Consider the following 15,530-nt stretch of genomic DNA (forward strand, 5'->3'; position numbering starts at 1 on the left):
GAGGTAGCCCTATGAACGCTTTGACAGGTGGAAATTACACGACTGCGGACGGCCGCAAGATCGGTAACACCATGATGGAAATGAAAAATATCACTCTGCGCTTTGGCGGGGTGGTGGCTATCAAGGACATCTCTTTCGACATCAACGAGGGCGAAATTCGCGCTATTATCGGGCCGAACGGGGCCGGAAAATCGTCGATGCTGAACGTGATCTCTGGGTTCTATAATCCGCAAGAGGGCGAGGTTTGGTTCCACGGCAAAAAGCGCCCCCAGATGCGGCCCTACCAAGTGGCGCGGCAGGGGATTGCGCGGACGTTTCAGAACATTGCCTTGTTCGAGGGGATGAGCGTTCTGGATAACGTCATGACGGGTCGCTTGACGCATATGAAATCGGGGATGCTGAGCCAGATGATCTGGAAGGGCAAGGCCGAGAAGGAAGAGACTGAAAATCGGGAAGTCGTTGAAAAGATTATTGATTTTCTGGAAATTCAGGCCATTCGGAAAACACCTGTTGGCCGTTTGCCTTACGGTTTGAAGAAACGGGTGGAGTTGGCGCGGGCGTTAGCGGCGGAGCCGAAGCTGCTTTTGCTGGACGAGCCGATGGCCGGGATGAACGTTGAGGAAAAAGAGGACATGAGCCGCTTTATCCTTGATGTTAATGATGAATTTGGAACGACCATCGCGTTGATCGAGCACGATATGGGCGTGGTTATGGACCTGTCGGACCGTGTTGTCGTGATGGATTACGGCAAAAAGATCGGCGACGGGACACCGGATGAAGTGCGCAACAACCAAGAGGTGATTGATGCGTATCTGGGTGTGGCGCATGACTAAATTCGGCGTCTGCATAACGTCGGCAATGCGTCGGCTTTGCGTCGGGCAGGTTGTCGGACCGCTAGGGGTGGTGTTTTTGGCCACCTCCGGCGCGCAGGCCGGCGCTTGGGAAGAATTCGAGACGCGGTGTTTGGTGCCGATGGAGAATGTCGAAGCTCCTATCAGTTCAAATCTGGAGTTTGTTCCACCTCCCAATCCTGACTCACCAAGTGATGTGTTCGTGCTGACGGCCGAAGTCTATTTTTATGTATCAGGAGTGCTCGGCGACCAGAGCGTCGGGTGCGGCATGGGAGCGGACGCTGGAGAGTCGACTGATAAGATCCTCGTGCGCGGATTGAAGCATATGAACGCCCTAGTCGATGCGAAGCGCTATACGCCAATGAATGGCGAGAACTATGATTTTGGATTTCAATCGACTGAGTGGCGTGAGCCGCGCTTGAATGTGTTTTTTAACACACGGAACGATACGTTTGCCGTTTCAGTTGAGGAGACCGACCTTGAATCGTGAACCACTAAATGGAGGCTCCAATGCCTGAGCAGTTTCTCTTTGCGATGGAAGTTATCCTGAACGGGCTGATGGCCGGTGTGCTTTATGCGCTGGTGGCCTTGGGCTTCGTTCTGATCTTCAAAGCGTCGGGTATCTTCAACTATGCCCAAGGCGTCATGGCGCTGTTTGCGGCGCTGACCTTGGTGGGGATCATGGACGGGCAAGTGCCGTTCAGCCACATCATCAACGCGACCTTCGGGACCGAGTTGCACCATTTCGGCTGGCACGTGCCTGCCTTGCTGGCGATCATCTTGACCGCAGGGGTCATGGTGGTCTTTGCGTGGCTGGTGCAGCGATATATCTTCCGGCATCTGGTCAACCAAGAGCCGATCATCCTGTTCATGGCAACCATCGGGCTTGCGTACTTCCTTGAGGGGGTGGGCGATCTGATGTGGGGCTCCGACATCAAGAAGCTGGATGTGGGTCTGCCGCAGGGCATCAACGAGTGGATCGACGTCACCACGTTCGAGGCGTTCGGCTACGGGTTCTTTATCGACAACCTTGATATCTCGGCCACGATTGTGGCGATTTTCCTGGTGGCGGCGCTGATCATCTTTTCTCAATACACCAAGCAGGGCCGCGCCTTGCGGGCCGTGGCGGATGACCACCAAGCGGCGTTGTCGGTCGGGATTTCGCTGAACTTCATCTGGGTGCTGGTCTGGTCCATCGCAGGCTTCGTCGCCTTGGTTGCGGGCATCATGTGGGGCGCGAAGTCCGGCGTGCAATTCTCGCTGTCATTGATTGCCTTGAAGGCGCTGCCGGTGCTGATGCTGGGCGGGTTCACCTCGATCCCCGGTGCGATTGTCGGCGGGTTGATTATCGGCGTGGGCGAGAAACTGTTCGAGTTCCTGATCGGCCCGATGGTCGGCGGCGCGACTGAAAACTGGTTCGCTTATGTGCTGGCCTTGTTGTTCCTCGTGTTCCGCCCGCAAGGGCTGTTCGGCGAGAAGATTATCGAGAGGGTTTGAGCATGAGCAAGGTGATTGCGATATTGAATGTCATCGCGTGGTCGGGCTTCTGGGCCTTCGGATATCTGGCGCTAAGCGCCGACGTCGGGAACACCACGCAGATTATGGTCGCGGGCGTTCTGGCGGTTCTGGGCGCGGGGGTAGGGCTGTTCACCTACCTGCAACTGGTGCGCCACTCCGAGGCCTCCGGCTATGCCAAACCGCGCAACCGCGTACCGGAACACCTGCGGAAAAATGAAGAGGGAGCGACCTAATGTTCTACCGTGAAGCAGGTGACTTCAAGGTCAGCTATCCCGAAGATAGCCAAACCTTCCCGATCAAATTTGACCGGTATCGCTATTATCTGGTGTTGGCGGTGGCCTATCTGGTCATCCCGTTCTTCATCAACGACTACTGGGCGAACGCGGTGTTCGTTCCGTTCCTGATCTACGCCACGGCGGCGATCGGGCTGAACATCCTGACCGGATATTGCGGGCAGGTGAGCCTTGGGACCGGGGCGTTCATGGCTGTCGGGGCCTATGCGGTCTACAAGTTGATGACGGCGTTTCCAGAAGTGTCGATGCTGATCCACGTGCCGCTGGCGGGACTGGTGACGGCGGGGGTCGTGACGATCTTCGGCCTGCCAAGTTTGCGCATCAAAGGGTTCTATCTGGCGGTGGCGACACTGGCCGCACAGTTCTTTCTGGTGTGGCTGTTCAACAAGGTGCCGTGGTTTTACAACTATTCGGCCTCGGGGCAGATTTCGTCACCGGAACGCAGTGTGTTCGGGATTATCGTGACAGGGCCGAACACCGAGGCTTGGGCTAAATACATGATCTGCCTGATCTTCGTGACGCTGGCGGCGTTGATCGCGCGCAACCTGACGCGCGGCTCGATCGGGCGGAAGTGGATGGCCATCCGCGACATGGATATCGCCGCCGAGATCATCGGGGTGAACCCGATGATGGCCAAGCTGACAGCGTTCGCCGTGTCGGGCTTTTTCATCGGCATCGCTGGGGCGCTGTTCTTCAGCGTCTATCTGGGCGCGGCGGAAGTGGGCGAGAGCTTCGGGATCGATAAATCGTTTCTGGTGCTATTCATGGTGATTATTGGCGGGCTCGGCTCGATCTTCGGGTCGTTCGCGGGGGCGGCGTTCATGGTGCTGCTGCCGGTATTCCTGAAAAACGTGTTTGTCGGCATGCTGGGCTGGCCCACCGATCTGGCTGCGCACTTGCAGTTTATCGTGTCTGGTGGCCTGATCATCGTGTTCCTGATTCTGGAACCGCACGGGCTGGCGCAGCTTTGGCGGGTCGCGAAAGAGAAACTACGGCTCTGGCCGTTTCCGCATTAGCGGTGTGGCGGGGAGACCCGCCTACTTTGAAATCCAAGGGAGGATACTAAAGATGAAACTAACAACACTTGCAGTGGCAGCCGTGATGGCAGCCAGCCCGGTGATGGCGGACCTTGTGTTCCCGTCGCTGTCTTACCGCACCGGCCCCTACGCGGCCAACGGCATCCCGTTCGCGGACGGCTATGAGGACTACTTTACCCTGCTTAACGAGCGCGACGGCGGCATCGGCGGCGTTCCGGCCAAGGTCATCGAATGCGAGACCGGCTACAACACCGAGAAGGGCGTGGAATGCTACGAGGCGACCAAGGGCGAAGGCGCGTTGATCTATCAACCGCTGTCGACCGGCATCACCTACCAGCTGATCCCGAAAGTGACCGCTGACGGCATCCCGCTGCACACGATGGGCTATGGCCGGACCTCGGCGAAGAACGGGGAGATTTTCTCCAACGTGTTCAACTACCCTGCGAACTATTGGGATGGCGCGTCGCATGCTGTGAACCACATCATGAGCCAAGGCGACATCTCGGGTAAGAAGATTGCGTTGGTGTATCACAACTCTGCCTATGGCAAGGAGCCGATCCGCACGCTGGAAGAGCTGTCGAAGAAGCATGGCTTCGAGCTGATGCTGGTGCCGGTGGATCACCCCGGTCAGGAGCAAAAGTCGCAATGGCTGCAAATCCGCCAGCAAAAGCCTGACAATGTCATCATGTATGGCTGGGGCGTTATGAACCAAGTTGCGATTCAGGAAGCGGCCAACATCCGCTACCCGATGGAGAACTTCATCGGCATCTGGTGGTCCGGCTCCGAGAACGACGTGCTGCCAGCGGGTGACCGCGCCAATGGCTACAAAGCGCTGACCTTCCACAACCTGGGCGACGACTATCCGCTATACGCCGACCTGCGCAAATACGTGGTCGATGCGGGCAAAGCGGCGGGTGCGGGCGACCAGCTTGGCACAGCGCTGTATAACCGTGGCATGTACGCGGCCATGCTGGCTGCCGAGGCTGCCAAGACCGCGCAGGAACTGTCGGGCGAGAAAAACCTGACCCCTGCGATGATGCGCGATGGCATGGAAGCTTTGGAGATGACTGAAGCCAAAATGGCTGAGATCGGCCTGCCGGGCTTTGGTCCGGAGTTCAAGGTGTCCTGCCAGAATCACGGCGGCAACGGCCTTGGCGCTGTGGCGCAATGGGATGCAGCGGCGAAGAAATGGTCGCTGATCACCGGCTATGAAGGCTCCGATCAAGACGTGATCCAGCCGCTGATCGACGAAGACAGCGCCGCGTTTGCAGCGGAAGCCGGTATCGAGGCTGGCTGTAAGTAAGTCGTAAAATATCTCCGGCCCGCTGTCGTGGCGGGCCGGGGAGTTTGAATATTTTTGCCAAGATGAAACCACGACGTTCCGTATGAAGACGCGGGCCGTGTTAACCTTAATGGGATGTTGAAATGCTGGATGGTTCCAAAACCGAGACCCTCTTGGAGGTCAACAACATCGAGGTGATTTATAATCACGTCATTCTGGTGCTGAAGGGCGTGTCCCTGAAAGTGGCGCAAGGCGGGATTACCGCGCTTCTGGGCGGCAACGGGGCGGGCAAGTCGACGACGCTGAAAGCGGTGTCAAACCTGCTGCATTCGGAGCGGGGCGAGGTCACCAAGGGCTCGATCATTTATCGCGGTGACCATATCGCGGGCCTGGATCCGGCGGATATGGTGAAGCGCGGGGTTATTCAGGTGATGGAGGGGCGTCACTGTTTTGAGCACCTAACGGTTGAAGAGAATCTGATGACGGGGGCCTACACGCGATCTGACGGGCGCGGGGCTGTGGCCGCTGATCTGGAAAAGGTCTATGCGTACTTCCCGCGTTTGCGGGAGCGGCGGACGTCGCAGGCGGGGTATACGTCTGGCGGGGAGCAGCAGATGGTTGCGATTGGCCGCGCGATGATGGCCAAGCCGGAAACGATCCTGCTGGACGAGCCGTCGATGGGATTGGCGCCGCAACTTGTGGAAGAGATTTTCGGCATTGTGAAATCGCTGAATGAAAAGGAAGGCGTGTCCTTCTTGCTGGCCGAGCAGAACACCAATGTGGCGCTGCGCTTTGCGCATTACGGGTATATTCTGGAGAGCGGCCGCGTGGTGATGGACGGGCCTGCCGCGGAGTTGCGGGAGAATCCGGATGTGAAGGAGTTTTACCTTGGCATGTCGGATGAAGGGCGCAAGTCGTTCCGCGATGTGCGCAGCTACCGGCGTCGCAAGCGGTGGCTGTCGTAGCTTTTTCGAGTATTTTTAACCAAATGGAGACGTGACGTGGGATTCTATGACGATCTGGAGACCCGCAGCGCGGATGCGCGCGAAGCGGCTCATCTGGCGGCTTTGGGCGCACTTGGGGTGAAGCTGGGGAGTTTGGCGGAGTTGGCTGGCGTGCCGGTGTTGCGCAAGTCGGATCTGTCGGCGAAACAGAAGGCACAGCCGCCGTTTGGCGGGATGCATGTGGGTGACGTGGCACATGTGTTCCAGTCGCCCGGGCCGATTTACGAGCCGGGCGGGGTGAGCCATGATTGGTGGCGCTTCGGGCGGTTTTTGCATGCCTGCGGGATTGGCGCGTCTGACGTGGTTCAGAATTGCTTTGGCTACCATCTGACCCCTGCGGGGATGATGTTCGAAAACGGTGCGCGGGCCGTGGGGGCGCGGGTTTTGCCGGCTGGAACCGGCCAGACCGAGCTGCAGGTGCGTGCGGCCAAGGATGTGGGTGCGACCACCTATGCGGGGACGCCGGATTACCTGAACGTGATTTTGGAGAAAGCCGACGAGATGGGGGAAGCTTTGGGCTTCACCAAGGCCGCGGTGTCGGGCGGGGCGTTGTTCCCGTCGCTGCGGCAGGGCTATGCGGATCGCGGGATTGCATGTCTGCAGTGTTATGCCACCGCCGATTTGGGGCATATCGCTTACGAGTCGGAGGCCATGGAAGGGATGATCGTCGACGAGGGCGTGATCGTGGAGATTGTGACGCCGGGCACGGGGGAGCCTGTGGCCGAGGGGCAGGTGGGGGAGATCGTTGTGACCTCGCTTAATCCTGACTATCCGCTGATCCGGTTTGGCACGGGCGATATGAGCGCCGTGATGTCGGGTGTGTCGCCTTGCGGGCGGACGAATACACGCATCAAGGGGTGGATGGGGCGCGCCGACCAGACGACCAAGATCAAGGGTATGTTCGTGCGGCCCGAACAGGTGGCTGACTTGGTGGCCAAGCATCCGGAGATTGCCCGTGCGCGGGTTGTCGCCGCCCGCGACGGCGAGATGGACACGATGCGCGTTTTGATCGAGGCTGAAGGCGGGGATGCGGATGCTTACGCCGCCTCTGTTGTAGATGTTTTGAAACTAAAAGGCGCGGTGGACGTTGTCCCTGTGGGCAGCCTGCCCAACGATGGGCTCGTGATCGAGGACCAGCGCAGTTACGACTAGATAAGGATTTTGCCATGAGACTTCGTGCCAGCCTAGCCGCTTTTTTGATGATGTCGGTGCCGGTTTGGGCGGGGGATGTGGCCCTTGTCGTCGGCAACGAGGACTATGCCAACGGGCGCGATTTGAGCGCGGCGGACGAGATCCTGGATGCGGTTGCGCCGCTGGAAGAGGCGGGGTTCGAGGTGCTGAGCGGCTCGGATCTGACGGCTGAAGCGTTGGCGGGACTGGTATCCGAGCTAAACGCCAAGGTGGACGGGACGGGTCGGGTCGTCATCGCTTTGGCAGGACATTTCGGGAATAGCTTGAGCGGGAACTGGATTATCGGCGCGGATGCTGAAGCGCCGGATTTGGGCGTGATTGCTACGCAGTCGGTTCCTCTGAATATACTGATGGACATCGCGGCCCGTGCACCGGGAGGTGCAGTGGTTGCGCTTGGAATGGAAGACGCGGAGTTCGAGTTCGGTGCGGGTGTGCGGCCGGGACTAGACGGGTTGGACATCCCGCAAGGCGTGAGTGTCATTACCGGCCCTTCGGGTGACGTGGCGGATTACGCCAAGGATGCTTTGGGCGAGAAGGGGCAATCGATCGCCAACGCGCTGAATGCGTGGCCGAGTTTGACCGGTTCGGGGTTCATGGCACCGTTGGTGCCGTTCCTGCCAAGTGACGGGGCGACGCCGCCTGTCGTTGCAAAAGCTGACCCTGATGCAGAGCAGAAAGCGTTTTGGAAGGTGACGCAGGACATTGGTACGATGGACGCGTTTGAGGCGTATTTGAAGCGTCATCCTGACGGGCTGTTTGCGGCTGACGCGCGGGCCGAGATCGACAAGATCAAAGCGCAACCCTTGCTGTTGGCAGAACAGGGCGAAAAGGCGCTGAACCTTAGCCGCGACCGGCGGCGGGAAATTCAGCGCGCACTGTCGCTGCTGGAGTATGACCCCAAAGGGATCGACGGGATTTTCGGGCGAGGATCGCGTGCGGCGATTCAGAAATGGCAGAATGTGAATGGTGAAACTGCGACTGGCTTCGTGACGCAATCGCAGATTGAACGGTTGGGCGCGCAGGCGGACCGCCGGGCGCAGGAATTGGAAATAGAGGCCGAGAAACGCAAGATTGAACTGGAACGCAAAGACCGCGCCTATTGGAGAGCGACCGGTCAAGGTGGTGACGAGACCGGGCTGCGCGCCTATCTGGAACGCTATCCTGATGGAGTTTTCGCAGAGATTGCCACCGCTCGGTTGGAGCCGTTTGAAGAGGCGCGTCGCGCTGCGGCGGCGGAGCAGGATCGTGCAGCTTGGGATGCGGCCGAGTCCGTCGGGTCGCTCGCGGCCTATGAGGGCTATGTTCAGGCGAACCCCGAAGGGGCGTTTGTCGAGCAAGCCCGCGCGAAGATTGCCGAGCTGGAATTCGAGGCGAAGAATGCGGGCGCGCTGGAAGCGGCACAACGCAACGAGGAACGGCTGGGGTTGAACGGCACCACGCGGCGATTGGTCGAGGATCGACTGGAGTCACTGGGGTTGAAACCCGGAGCCGTGGACGGAACATTTGATGATGACAGCCGCCGTGCGATCAGACGGTATCAAGAGGCGCGCAACCTGCCGCGCACGGGGTTCCTGAACCAGCAAACTCTGGTGCGCTTGCTGGCGGATTCAGTGCTGCGCTAGAGCGCTTTGCGGGCTTTCAGCGCGGCGGAGATTGTGCCGTCGTCAAGATAGTCGAGCTCCCCGCCGATGGGGACGCCTTGGGCGAGGGACGTGACGGCGACTCCGCGTGTTTCGAGCTCTCCGGCGATATAATGGGCGGTGGTTTGACCGTCGATCGTGGCGTTCAGGGCGAGGATCACCTCGGTGATCTGCTCCTCCGCGACGCGGGTCATCAGCTTGGGTATGCGGAGTTCTTCGGGGCCGACGGCGTCCAGCGCGGAGAGCGTGCCGCCGAGCACATGATAGCGGCCCTTGAAGACGCCGGAGCGTTCCATTGCCCAGAGGTCGGCCACGTCTTCGACGACGCAAATCTCGCCATTGGCGCGCTTGTGGGAGGTGCAGATATCGCAGACGTCAGACGTGCCGATATTGCCGCAGTTGAGGCATTCGCGCGCGGTGACGGCGACCTTTTGCAAGCTGTCGGACAAGGGTGTCATCAACAGCGCGCGTTTTTTGATCATGTGCAACACCGCGCGACGGGCCGAGCGGGGGCCAAGCCCGGGGAGCTTGGCCATCATCTCGATCAGAGCGTCGATGTCTTTCGTGCTACTCAAACGGGCGCGCCTTGTGTTGCTGTCGGAGCCTCCGGCGGAGGTATTTTTGAAGCAATGATAGGTTAGAAGGGGAGTTTCATTCCGGCGGGAATACCCATTTCTTCGGTGAGCTTGCTCATCTCGGATTCGGCCTTTGCCGCGGCTTTCGATTGCGCGTCTTTGATGGCGGCGAGGATCAGGTCTTCGACGACTTCCTTTTCGTCGGGGTGGAAGATCGACGGGTCGATGTCGAGACCGGTCAGGATGCCTTTGGCGGTGGCTGTGGCCTTGACCAGACCCGCGCCGCTTTCGCCTTGGACTTCGATGTTTTGCAGATCTTCCTGCATCCGGGTCATCTTGTCCTGCATTTCTTTGGCTTTTTTCATCATTCCGGCCATATCGCCGAGGCTGCCTAGTCCTTTGAGCATCTGAGTGTCTCCAATTGAGAAATCGTGTTTGGGGTGCTTATGACAGAGGGCATATAGGGGCCACAAGCGGGTGTGACTAGTCGTCCTCGAACGGGTCCCATTCGTCTTCCACCACGGGAAGCGCCTCGACGGCGGCTTCCTGGATCAAGTCTGCGGCGGTGCGGATTTCTATGATCTTGGCGCTTGGGAAGGCTTGGAGGGTGGCTTGCATCAGCGGGTGTTCAGTTGCCTCCGCCTTGAGTGCGTTGGCCTCGGCGTCGCGTTCGGCGGCCAGCGTGGGGGCACCGCCTTCGTTGACCAAGGTGACGGCCCAGCGTTGGCCGGTCCATTGCTGCAGGCGGGCGCCGAGACGCGCGGCGAGGTCGCGGGGGGCGTCGTCGGTGGGGACGAATTCGATGCGGCCGGGGGAGTAGTGGGCGAGCTGCACGTAGCCTTCGACCTCTACCAGTAGCTTCACGTCGCGATTGGTGCGGATCAGGCCGACGATGTGGTTGAAGGTGGGGTAGTGTGCCAGCGCGGTTTCCGCCGACAGGTCCAGCGCGGCGGAGGTGCCGCCGCCAGCGCTTACCGTTTGGGTTTGCGCCCGTGCGGTGGTCATGCCGCCTTGCGGGGCGGTGGTGCCCGCGGGTGGCGCGGGCGGCGGAGGCGTGTCTTGCATCTTGCGCACCAGTTCCTCGGGCGAGGGCAGGTCGGCCATGTGGGTGAGGCGGATGATTGCCATCTCGGCGGCCATCATGGCGTTGGGGGCGCTGGCGACTTCTTCGAGAGATTTCAGCAGGAGTTGCCACATGCGGGACATGGCGCGCATCGGAAGCGCCTCGGCCATTTGTGCGCCACGTGTGCGCTCGTCCGGGCCGACGGTGGGGTCGTCTGCGGCCTCTGGTGTGATCTTGATGACGGAGACCCAGTGGGTGATTTCGGCCAGATCGCGCAGCACGGCCATGGGGTCGGCGCCGTCGGCATATTGCGAGGACAACTCCTGCAACGCGCCCGCGGCGTCGCCCTTCATGATGAGGTCGAACAAGTCCAGCACGCGGCCACGGTCGGCGAGGCCGAGCATGGCGCGGACTTGCGGCGCTGTGGTCTCGCCCGCGCCGTGGGAAATGGCTTGGTCCATCAGGGACATGGCGTCGCGGACGGAGCCTTCGGCGGCGCGGGTGATCAGGGCCAGCGCGTCCTCGGCAATTTCGGCGTTTTCCTTGGCGGCGATGGATTGCAGGTGGGCGATCATCACCTCCGGCTCGATGCGGCGCAGATCAAAGCGCTGGCAACGGGACAGGACGGTGACCGGAACCTTGCGGATTTCTGTGGTGGCGAAGATGAATTTGACGTGCTCGGGCGGCTCTTCCAGCGTCTTCAACAGGGCGTTGAAGGCGGAGGTGGAGAGCATGTGCACCTCGTCGATGATGTAGATTTTGTAGCGCGCGGAGGCGGCGCGGTAATGCACAGAGTCGATGATTTCGCGGATGTCGCCGACGCCTGTGCGCGATGCCGCGTCCATTTCCATGACGTCGACATGGCGGCCTTCGGCGATGGCGACGCAGTTGTCGCAGACCCCACAAGGCTCCGTGGTCGGGCCACCTGTGCCGTCGGCACCAGTGCAGTTCATACCTTTGGCGATGATCCGCGCGGTGGTGGTTTTGCCGGTGCCGCGAATGCCCGTCATGATGAAGGCCTGCGCGATGCGGCCCGCGTCGAAGGCGTTTTTCAGGGTGCGGACCATGGCATCCTGACCGATCAGGTCGGCAAATGTCGCAGGGCGGTATTTCCGCGCCAGAACCTGATAGCCGCCGCTGGTCGTTTCAGTCATGGGAGTTCCTTGGATTCGGGTGCGCCCCAGAGCCTAATTCGCGAGGGCGGCGAGGTCCACTAGAGACTCCACAGCACCGCGCCGACGGCGGCGGCGGCGAGGCTCATCAGAAGGGCGAGGAAGCGGAAATTTCGGCTGGGGGTCGCCTCGGCATTGGTTTCATTGAGGCGGTCCCACGTTTTGGTGGCTTGCCTCTGCGCCGACCAGAAAATCAGGATCGCGACGATCAGGAACATTGAGGCCACGGCTTTGGCGGCCCAAGTGGGGTCGAAATCACCGAACACGGCTTTCAGGCCGATGGCGACGCCAATCGCGCCCAACCCGGTGCCCATCCAGCTGGCGAAGGTACGCTCGTTGGCCATGATCGTGCGATCTTCGGCCCAGTCGGTGCGCTCTTCGGCAAGGTCTTGGTTATCTTTGCTCATAATTGGCAAGGATAGGGCTTCGAGCGGTGATGGAAAGAAGAAAGCGCGCCATAGATCAGGCGCGCTGGGTGAGAGGTTGGACATCGACCCAAGTGGGGCTCGTTGTGGCTGCTTCCTTCCGGATCTGACCAGGTTGGCGAGGCACTTGCCCGCGCCAACCCCTCAAGACCGATATAGGCACAGATTCTCGCGAACGCAAGGTTTGCCAACTTTGTATTCCCGTGCCAGAAGCGGAGCAATCAAACGAGGGACTTACGGTGAAACTTGCGGAAACGGTTACCTTTGGCGGCTCGGGGCTGGATCGCGCGGCGCATTTGCGTGGCGATGCGGACGCGTTGAGTTCATTGCTGGACAATCCGGATACGGGTGTGTTGCCCGTTTGGCGGGGTAAGCCGTTGATTGGCGGCGAAGACCGGGACCGCCCTGCATGGCAATCTGCGAACCATCCGATTTTTTCCGAGGCGGACGAAGCACCGATCTTCTTGGGTCTGGACAACGGGGTCGCACGGTTTGCGCGTGATATATCGGGCTGGGAGCCGGACGAGAATTTGGACACGCTGAACCAGTTTCTTGACCCGTCCGAGCAGTATTATCCGGGGTTGCCCGACGACGAGCGGTTCTCGGAGCTGCGGGCGATCATGACGCATCTGACGCCGCGCGATGCAGAGTTGATTACAGCGGCAAAAGCCATTGGCAGCTGGCACGAGACGCATGGATATTGCGCCCGATGCGGTGCGAAAAGCACGATTTCCATGGCGGGCTGGCAGCGCGATTGCGACGCCTGCGGTGCGCACCACTTCCCGCGCACCGATCCGGTGGTGATCATGCTGGTCACCCATGGCAATTCGGTTCTTATGGGGCGCTCTCCGGGGTGGCCGGAGGGGATGTATTCCTGCCTTGCCGGATTTGTGGAGCCTGGGGAGACCATCGAGGCCGCAGTGCGCCGCGAGACGTTTGAGGAATCGGGCATTCGGGTGGGCGAGGTGGAGTATCTGTCGAGCCAGCCCTGGCCGTTTCCGGCATCGCTGATGTTCGGGTGTCGTGGTCATGCGCTTAGTACGGACATCACCATCGACCCTGTAGAAATTGAAGACGCAATCTGGGTCACCCGCGAAGAGATGATGGAGACGTTTGCGGGCAACAATCCGAAAATGAAAGCCGCCCGCAAAGGCGCAATCGCGCATTTCCTGTTGCTTAACTGGCTTCGGGATACGTTAGACTAAAGGAAAGATAAGCAAGAGCAGGCCGACATGAAATTTTCCACCAAGGAAGATCTTGAGATACCTATCGACGACGTCTTCGGGATGTTGTCGGATTTCGACGGGTTTGAACGCGCGATCCTGCGCCACGGGGCAGACGTCTCGCGCACCGACAAAATGGACGCCGTTGGCGTTGGCATGTCTTGGAAAGCCCGCGCGACCGTGCGCAGCAAAAAGCGCGACTTCGTTGTGAAGCTGGTCGAATATGACCGCCCAAACCAGATGCTGTTCGACGTAACAACAAAGAACATGGCTGCGACGTTTCTGGTGGAACTGGTGGCAATGTCGCGGACCCGCACGCGAATGCGGATCGAGCTAGACGTCAGACCGCAAACTCTGGCTGCCCGTTTGCTGATGCAATCGGCCAAACTGGCGCGGAATACGCTCAACCGCCGCTACAAAACACGGATCGCCCATTTCGCGAGTGATCTGGAAGACCGATACAAAAAAGGGCTCCGTGCAACCACCGCGTGAGCGTGAGGTCGTTTCTGCGGTCAAGCAAATCACTCCTGACAATACCTGTCAGGAGGCGTGATTTATAACTCCCCTTCGAATCAATCGAGCAGGAGTTTCCCAATGACCCGAACCGGCAGCTGCGCCTGTGGCGCTATTCGTTTTACCATCACCGCGCCGTTTATCGGTGTCGGGATGTGCCATTGCACGAAGTGCCAGAAAGCATCGGGCGGAGGTCCGAACTACGTCGCCCTGACCCCGAAAGACGGGTTGGAGGTCACGCAAGGACAACCGTCCATCTTTCAATCCGAGGGAAGCAGTGGCGGGACCATTGGTCGGGCGTTTTGTGGTGACTGCGGCACCCCGTTATGGAGCATTCCAGCGCATGAGCCGTTTTTCGCATTGAAGCTGGGCGCGTTGGACGACAATTCCGACCTTGAGCCGGAGATGCATATCTACGTCTCATCCGCGCCGAAATGGCATGGGATCAATGACGACCTGCCTAAGTTTCCCCAGATGCCGCCGTCTGGCTAAGGCCAAGGGCGAGGCGCAACACCTTGTCCACATTTTCGGACATCGGGCGGTCTCCTGTCAGGGCGGCGTCCAACGGTACCCAAGCGGCGTCCATCGCGTCGTCATCGGCGACGGGTGTGCCGGAGACGTATGTGCAGAGCACAGCGGCGAGCAGATAGTGGTGTTGCACCACGCCGTCGTCCGCTTGCGCAATGACGTCGATGTTCGTGAGGTAGCCTGTGGGTGTCGCGATGACGCCTGTTTCCTCCAGCAACTCGCGGGCGGCCGCTTCTAGGGCGGTCTCGCCGAGTTCTACATGGCCACCGGGGAAGCCCCAGAGACCCGCGTTTGGCGCGTTGCGGCGTTGGACCAACAGTGTATGGCCTTCGTGTACGACCACGGCAATCGCCCCGAGTTTGGGGCGACGCGGCTCAGTCACGGGCGAAGGCGGCAGGGTAGGTGCCGAGGATCTTGATCTCGGAGGTGAAGAACTCCAACTCCTCCATCGCGTGCTGGACGCCGATATCATCGGGGTGACCGGAGATGTCCGCGTAGAACTGCGTCGCGGTGAATTCGCCATCGACCATGTAGCTTTCCAGCTTGGTCATGTTGACGCCGTTGGTCGCGAAGCCGCCCATCGCCTTGTAGAGCGCGGCGGGGATGTTGCGCACGTTGAACACGAAGGACGTGATCATATGCGTATCACCGCGTCGCGACATGTCGGCTTTGGGCGACATGATCAGGAAGCGGGTGGTGTTGGTGTCGTGGTCTTCGATGTCGTGGGCAAGCACTTCGAGTCCATGGGTGTCGGCGGCCATCTCGGAGGCCAGCACGCCGATGCCTGCTTCCGGGTGTGCGGCAAGTTCGGCTGCAGCACCGGCGCTATCGGCGGCGGCCTCGCCACGGATGCCGTGCGCTTCAAGAAACGCGCGACACTGCGGGATCAGGACCAGATGTGCGCGCACGGTTTTGATGCTGTCGAGCGAGGTGCCTTTGGGGGCCATGAGGGCGATACGCACCCGCACGAAGGCTTCGTCGATGATGTGCAGGCCGGACTCTGGCAACAAGCGGTGAATGTCCGCGACGCGACCGTAAGTTGTGTTCTCGACAGGCAACATGGCAAGGGCGGCATTGCCCGTGCGGACGGCGTCGATCACCTCTTCGAACGTGGTGCAGGGCAGGGGCTCCATATCGGGGCGCGCACGCACGCAGGCCTCGTGAGAATAGGCGCCGAGCTCCCCTTGGAACGCAATTTTCTGAGTCATAGTGCAT

Annotated in this window: 18 protein-coding genes and 1 other RNA gene; 12 read left to right on the top strand and 7 right to left on the bottom strand. The window is 60.1% G+C overall.

Annotated features, from left to right (window positions below; genetic code table 11):
- Positions 1-11: 11 nt before the first annotated feature.
- From BUB72_RS15775 to BUB72_RS15815, 9 genes are all read left to right on the top strand, one after another.
- Entirely contained in the window at positions 12-833 is an 822-nt protein-coding gene (locus BUB72_RS15775; protein ID WP_073145733.1) for an ABC transporter ATP-binding protein, read from the top strand.
- Positions 826-1,341, top strand: coding sequence for a hypothetical protein (locus BUB72_RS15780; protein WP_139250700.1), 516 nt, complete (start codon positions 826-828; stop codon positions 1,339-1,341). The genes BUB72_RS15775 and BUB72_RS15780 overlap by 8 nt, the downstream gene beginning before the upstream one ends.
- Before the next feature lie 20 nt (positions 1,342-1,361).
- A complete protein-coding gene (locus BUB72_RS15785) occupies positions 1,362-2,348 on the top strand; it encodes a branched-chain amino acid ABC transporter permease (RefSeq protein WP_073145737.1) in 987 nt (328 codons plus the stop codon).
- Positions 2,349-2,350: 2 nt separating this feature from the next.
- Positions 2,351-2,602: a hypothetical protein gene (locus tag BUB72_RS15790; RefSeq protein ID WP_073145740.1), complete on the top strand. Its 252-nt coding sequence runs from the start codon at positions 2,351-2,353 to the stop codon at positions 2,600-2,602.
- Positions 2,602-3,678 carry a branched-chain amino acid ABC transporter permease gene (locus BUB72_RS15795; protein ID WP_073145743.1) on the top strand — a complete coding sequence of 359 codons (1,077 nt, stop codon included), beginning with the start codon at positions 2,602-2,604 and terminating at the stop codon, positions 3,676-3,678. Before BUB72_RS15790 ends, BUB72_RS15795 begins: the two co-directional genes overlap by 1 nt.
- Positions 3,679-3,730: 52 nt before the next feature.
- Positions 3,731-5,002 carry an ABC transporter substrate-binding protein gene (locus BUB72_RS15800; protein WP_073145745.1) on the top strand — a complete coding sequence of 424 codons (1,272 nt, stop codon included), beginning with the start codon at positions 3,731-3,733 and terminating at the stop codon, positions 5,000-5,002.
- Between the two features lie 122 nt (positions 5,003-5,124).
- Positions 5,125-5,946, top strand: coding sequence for an ABC transporter ATP-binding protein (locus tag BUB72_RS15805; protein WP_073145747.1), 822 nt, complete (start codon positions 5,125-5,127; stop codon positions 5,944-5,946).
- A 36-nt stretch (positions 5,947-5,982) separates the two neighbouring features.
- Positions 5,983-7,137, top strand: a complete 1,155-nt coding sequence (locus BUB72_RS15810; RefSeq protein WP_073145750.1) for a phenylacetate--CoA ligase family protein — start codon at positions 5,983-5,985, stop codon at positions 7,135-7,137.
- 14 nt (positions 7,138-7,151) lie between these two features.
- Positions 7,152-8,798 (top strand): peptidoglycan-binding domain-containing protein, encoded by a 1,647-nt coding sequence (locus BUB72_RS15815; RefSeq protein WP_073145752.1) that lies wholly within the window; start codon positions 7,152-7,154, stop codon positions 8,796-8,798.
- Here the strand turns inward: BUB72_RS15815 and recR are convergent.
- The 5 genes from recR to ffs form a co-directional block, all read right to left on the bottom strand.
- Entirely contained in the window at positions 8,795-9,391 is a 597-nt protein-coding gene (gene recR / locus BUB72_RS15820) for a recombination mediator RecR (protein ID WP_073145754.1), read from the bottom strand. The genes BUB72_RS15815 and recR overlap by 4 nt on opposite strands.
- A gap of 62 nt (positions 9,392-9,453) precedes the next feature.
- Positions 9,454-9,798 (bottom strand): YbaB/EbfC family nucleoid-associated protein, encoded by a 345-nt coding sequence (locus BUB72_RS15825; RefSeq protein WP_073145757.1) that lies wholly within the window; start codon positions 9,796-9,798, stop codon positions 9,454-9,456.
- A 76-nt stretch (positions 9,799-9,874) separates the two neighbouring features.
- Complete coding sequence (locus BUB72_RS15830) at positions 9,875-11,608, bottom strand: DNA polymerase III subunit gamma/tau (protein ID WP_073145759.1); 1,734 nt, start codon at positions 11,606-11,608, stop codon at positions 9,875-9,877.
- 59 nt (positions 11,609-11,667) lie between these two features.
- Complete coding sequence (locus tag BUB72_RS15835) at positions 11,668-12,033, bottom strand: YidH family protein (RefSeq protein WP_073145842.1); 366 nt, start codon at positions 12,031-12,033, stop codon at positions 11,668-11,670.
- Positions 12,034-12,099: 66 nt separating this feature from the next.
- An RNA gene (gene ffs, locus BUB72_RS15840) (signal recognition particle sRNA small type) lies at positions 12,100-12,198 on the bottom strand.
- A 92-nt stretch (positions 12,199-12,290) separates the two neighbouring features.
- Here ffs and nudC point away from each other — a divergent pair.
- From nudC to BUB72_RS15855, 3 genes are all read left to right on the top strand, one after another.
- The gene (nudC, locus tag BUB72_RS15845) at positions 12,291-13,256 is read left to right on the top strand and encodes an NAD(+) diphosphatase (protein ID WP_073145761.1); all 966 of its coding nucleotides are present in this window, start codon (positions 12,291-12,293) and stop codon (positions 13,254-13,256) included.
- Positions 13,257-13,283: 27 nt separating this feature from the next.
- Complete coding sequence (locus BUB72_RS15850) at positions 13,284-13,766, top strand: SRPBCC family protein (protein ID WP_073145763.1); 483 nt, start codon at positions 13,284-13,286, stop codon at positions 13,764-13,766.
- Between the two features lie 102 nt (positions 13,767-13,868).
- A complete protein-coding gene (locus BUB72_RS15855) occupies positions 13,869-14,279 on the top strand; it encodes a GFA family protein (protein WP_073145765.1) in 411 nt (136 codons plus the stop codon).
- Here BUB72_RS15855 and BUB72_RS15860 read toward each other — a convergent pair.
- Both BUB72_RS15860 and BUB72_RS15865 read right to left on the bottom strand, forming a co-directional pair.
- Complete coding sequence (locus BUB72_RS15860; RefSeq protein WP_073145768.1) at positions 14,248-14,697, bottom strand: NUDIX hydrolase; 450 nt, start codon at positions 14,695-14,697, stop codon at positions 14,248-14,250. The genes BUB72_RS15855 and BUB72_RS15860 overlap by 32 nt on opposite strands.
- Positions 14,690-15,523 (bottom strand): prephenate dehydratase, encoded by an 834-nt coding sequence (locus BUB72_RS15865; RefSeq protein ID WP_073145770.1) that lies wholly within the window; start codon positions 15,521-15,523, stop codon positions 14,690-14,692. Before BUB72_RS15865 ends, BUB72_RS15860 begins: the two co-directional genes overlap by 8 nt.
- Between the last annotated feature and the right edge of the window lie 7 nt (positions 15,524-15,530).

Source organism: Litoreibacter ascidiaceicola, from assembly GCF_900129235.1.
Taxonomy (GTDB): domain Bacteria; phylum Pseudomonadota; class Alphaproteobacteria; order Rhodobacterales; family Rhodobacteraceae; genus Litoreibacter; species Litoreibacter ascidiaceicola.

Coding starts and splice junctions, on each gene's coding strand:
- BUB72_RS15815 (WP_073145752.1), top strand. CDS start 7,152: ATGAGACTTCGTGCCAGCCTAGCCGCTTTTTTGATGATGTCGGTGCCG.
- BUB72_RS15830 (WP_073145759.1), bottom strand. CDS start 11,608: ATGACTGAAACGACCAGCGGCGGCTATCAGGTTCTGGCGCGGAAATAC.
- BUB72_RS15835 (WP_073145842.1), bottom strand. CDS start 12,033: ATGAGCAAAGATAACCAAGACCTTGCCGAAGAGCGCACCGACTGGGCC.
- BUB72_RS15775 (WP_073145733.1), top strand. CDS start 12: ATGAACGCTTTGACAGGTGGAAATTACACGACTGCGGACGGCCGCAAG.
- BUB72_RS15855 (WP_073145765.1), top strand. CDS start 13,869: ATGACCCGAACCGGCAGCTGCGCCTGTGGCGCTATTCGTTTTACCATC.
- BUB72_RS15800 (WP_073145745.1), top strand. CDS start 3,731: ATGAAACTAACAACACTTGCAGTGGCAGCCGTGATGGCAGCCAGCCCG.
- BUB72_RS15865 (WP_073145770.1), bottom strand. CDS start 15,523: ATGACTCAGAAAATTGCGTTCCAAGGGGAGCTCGGCGCCTATTCTCAC.
- BUB72_RS15785 (WP_073145737.1), top strand. CDS start 1,362: ATGCCTGAGCAGTTTCTCTTTGCGATGGAAGTTATCCTGAACGGGCTG.
- BUB72_RS15825 (WP_073145757.1), bottom strand. CDS start 9,798: ATGCTCAAAGGACTAGGCAGCCTCGGCGATATGGCCGGAATGATGAAA.
- BUB72_RS15805 (WP_073145747.1), top strand. CDS start 5,125: ATGCTGGATGGTTCCAAAACCGAGACCCTCTTGGAGGTCAACAACATC.
- BUB72_RS15795 (WP_073145743.1), top strand. CDS start 2,602: ATGTTCTACCGTGAAGCAGGTGACTTCAAGGTCAGCTATCCCGAAGAT.
- BUB72_RS15790 (WP_073145740.1), top strand. CDS start 2,351: ATGAGCAAGGTGATTGCGATATTGAATGTCATCGCGTGGTCGGGCTTC.
- BUB72_RS15850 (WP_073145763.1), top strand. CDS start 13,284: ATGAAATTTTCCACCAAGGAAGATCTTGAGATACCTATCGACGACGTC.
- BUB72_RS15780 (WP_139250700.1), top strand. CDS start 826: ATGACTAAATTCGGCGTCTGCATAACGTCGGCAATGCGTCGGCTTTGC.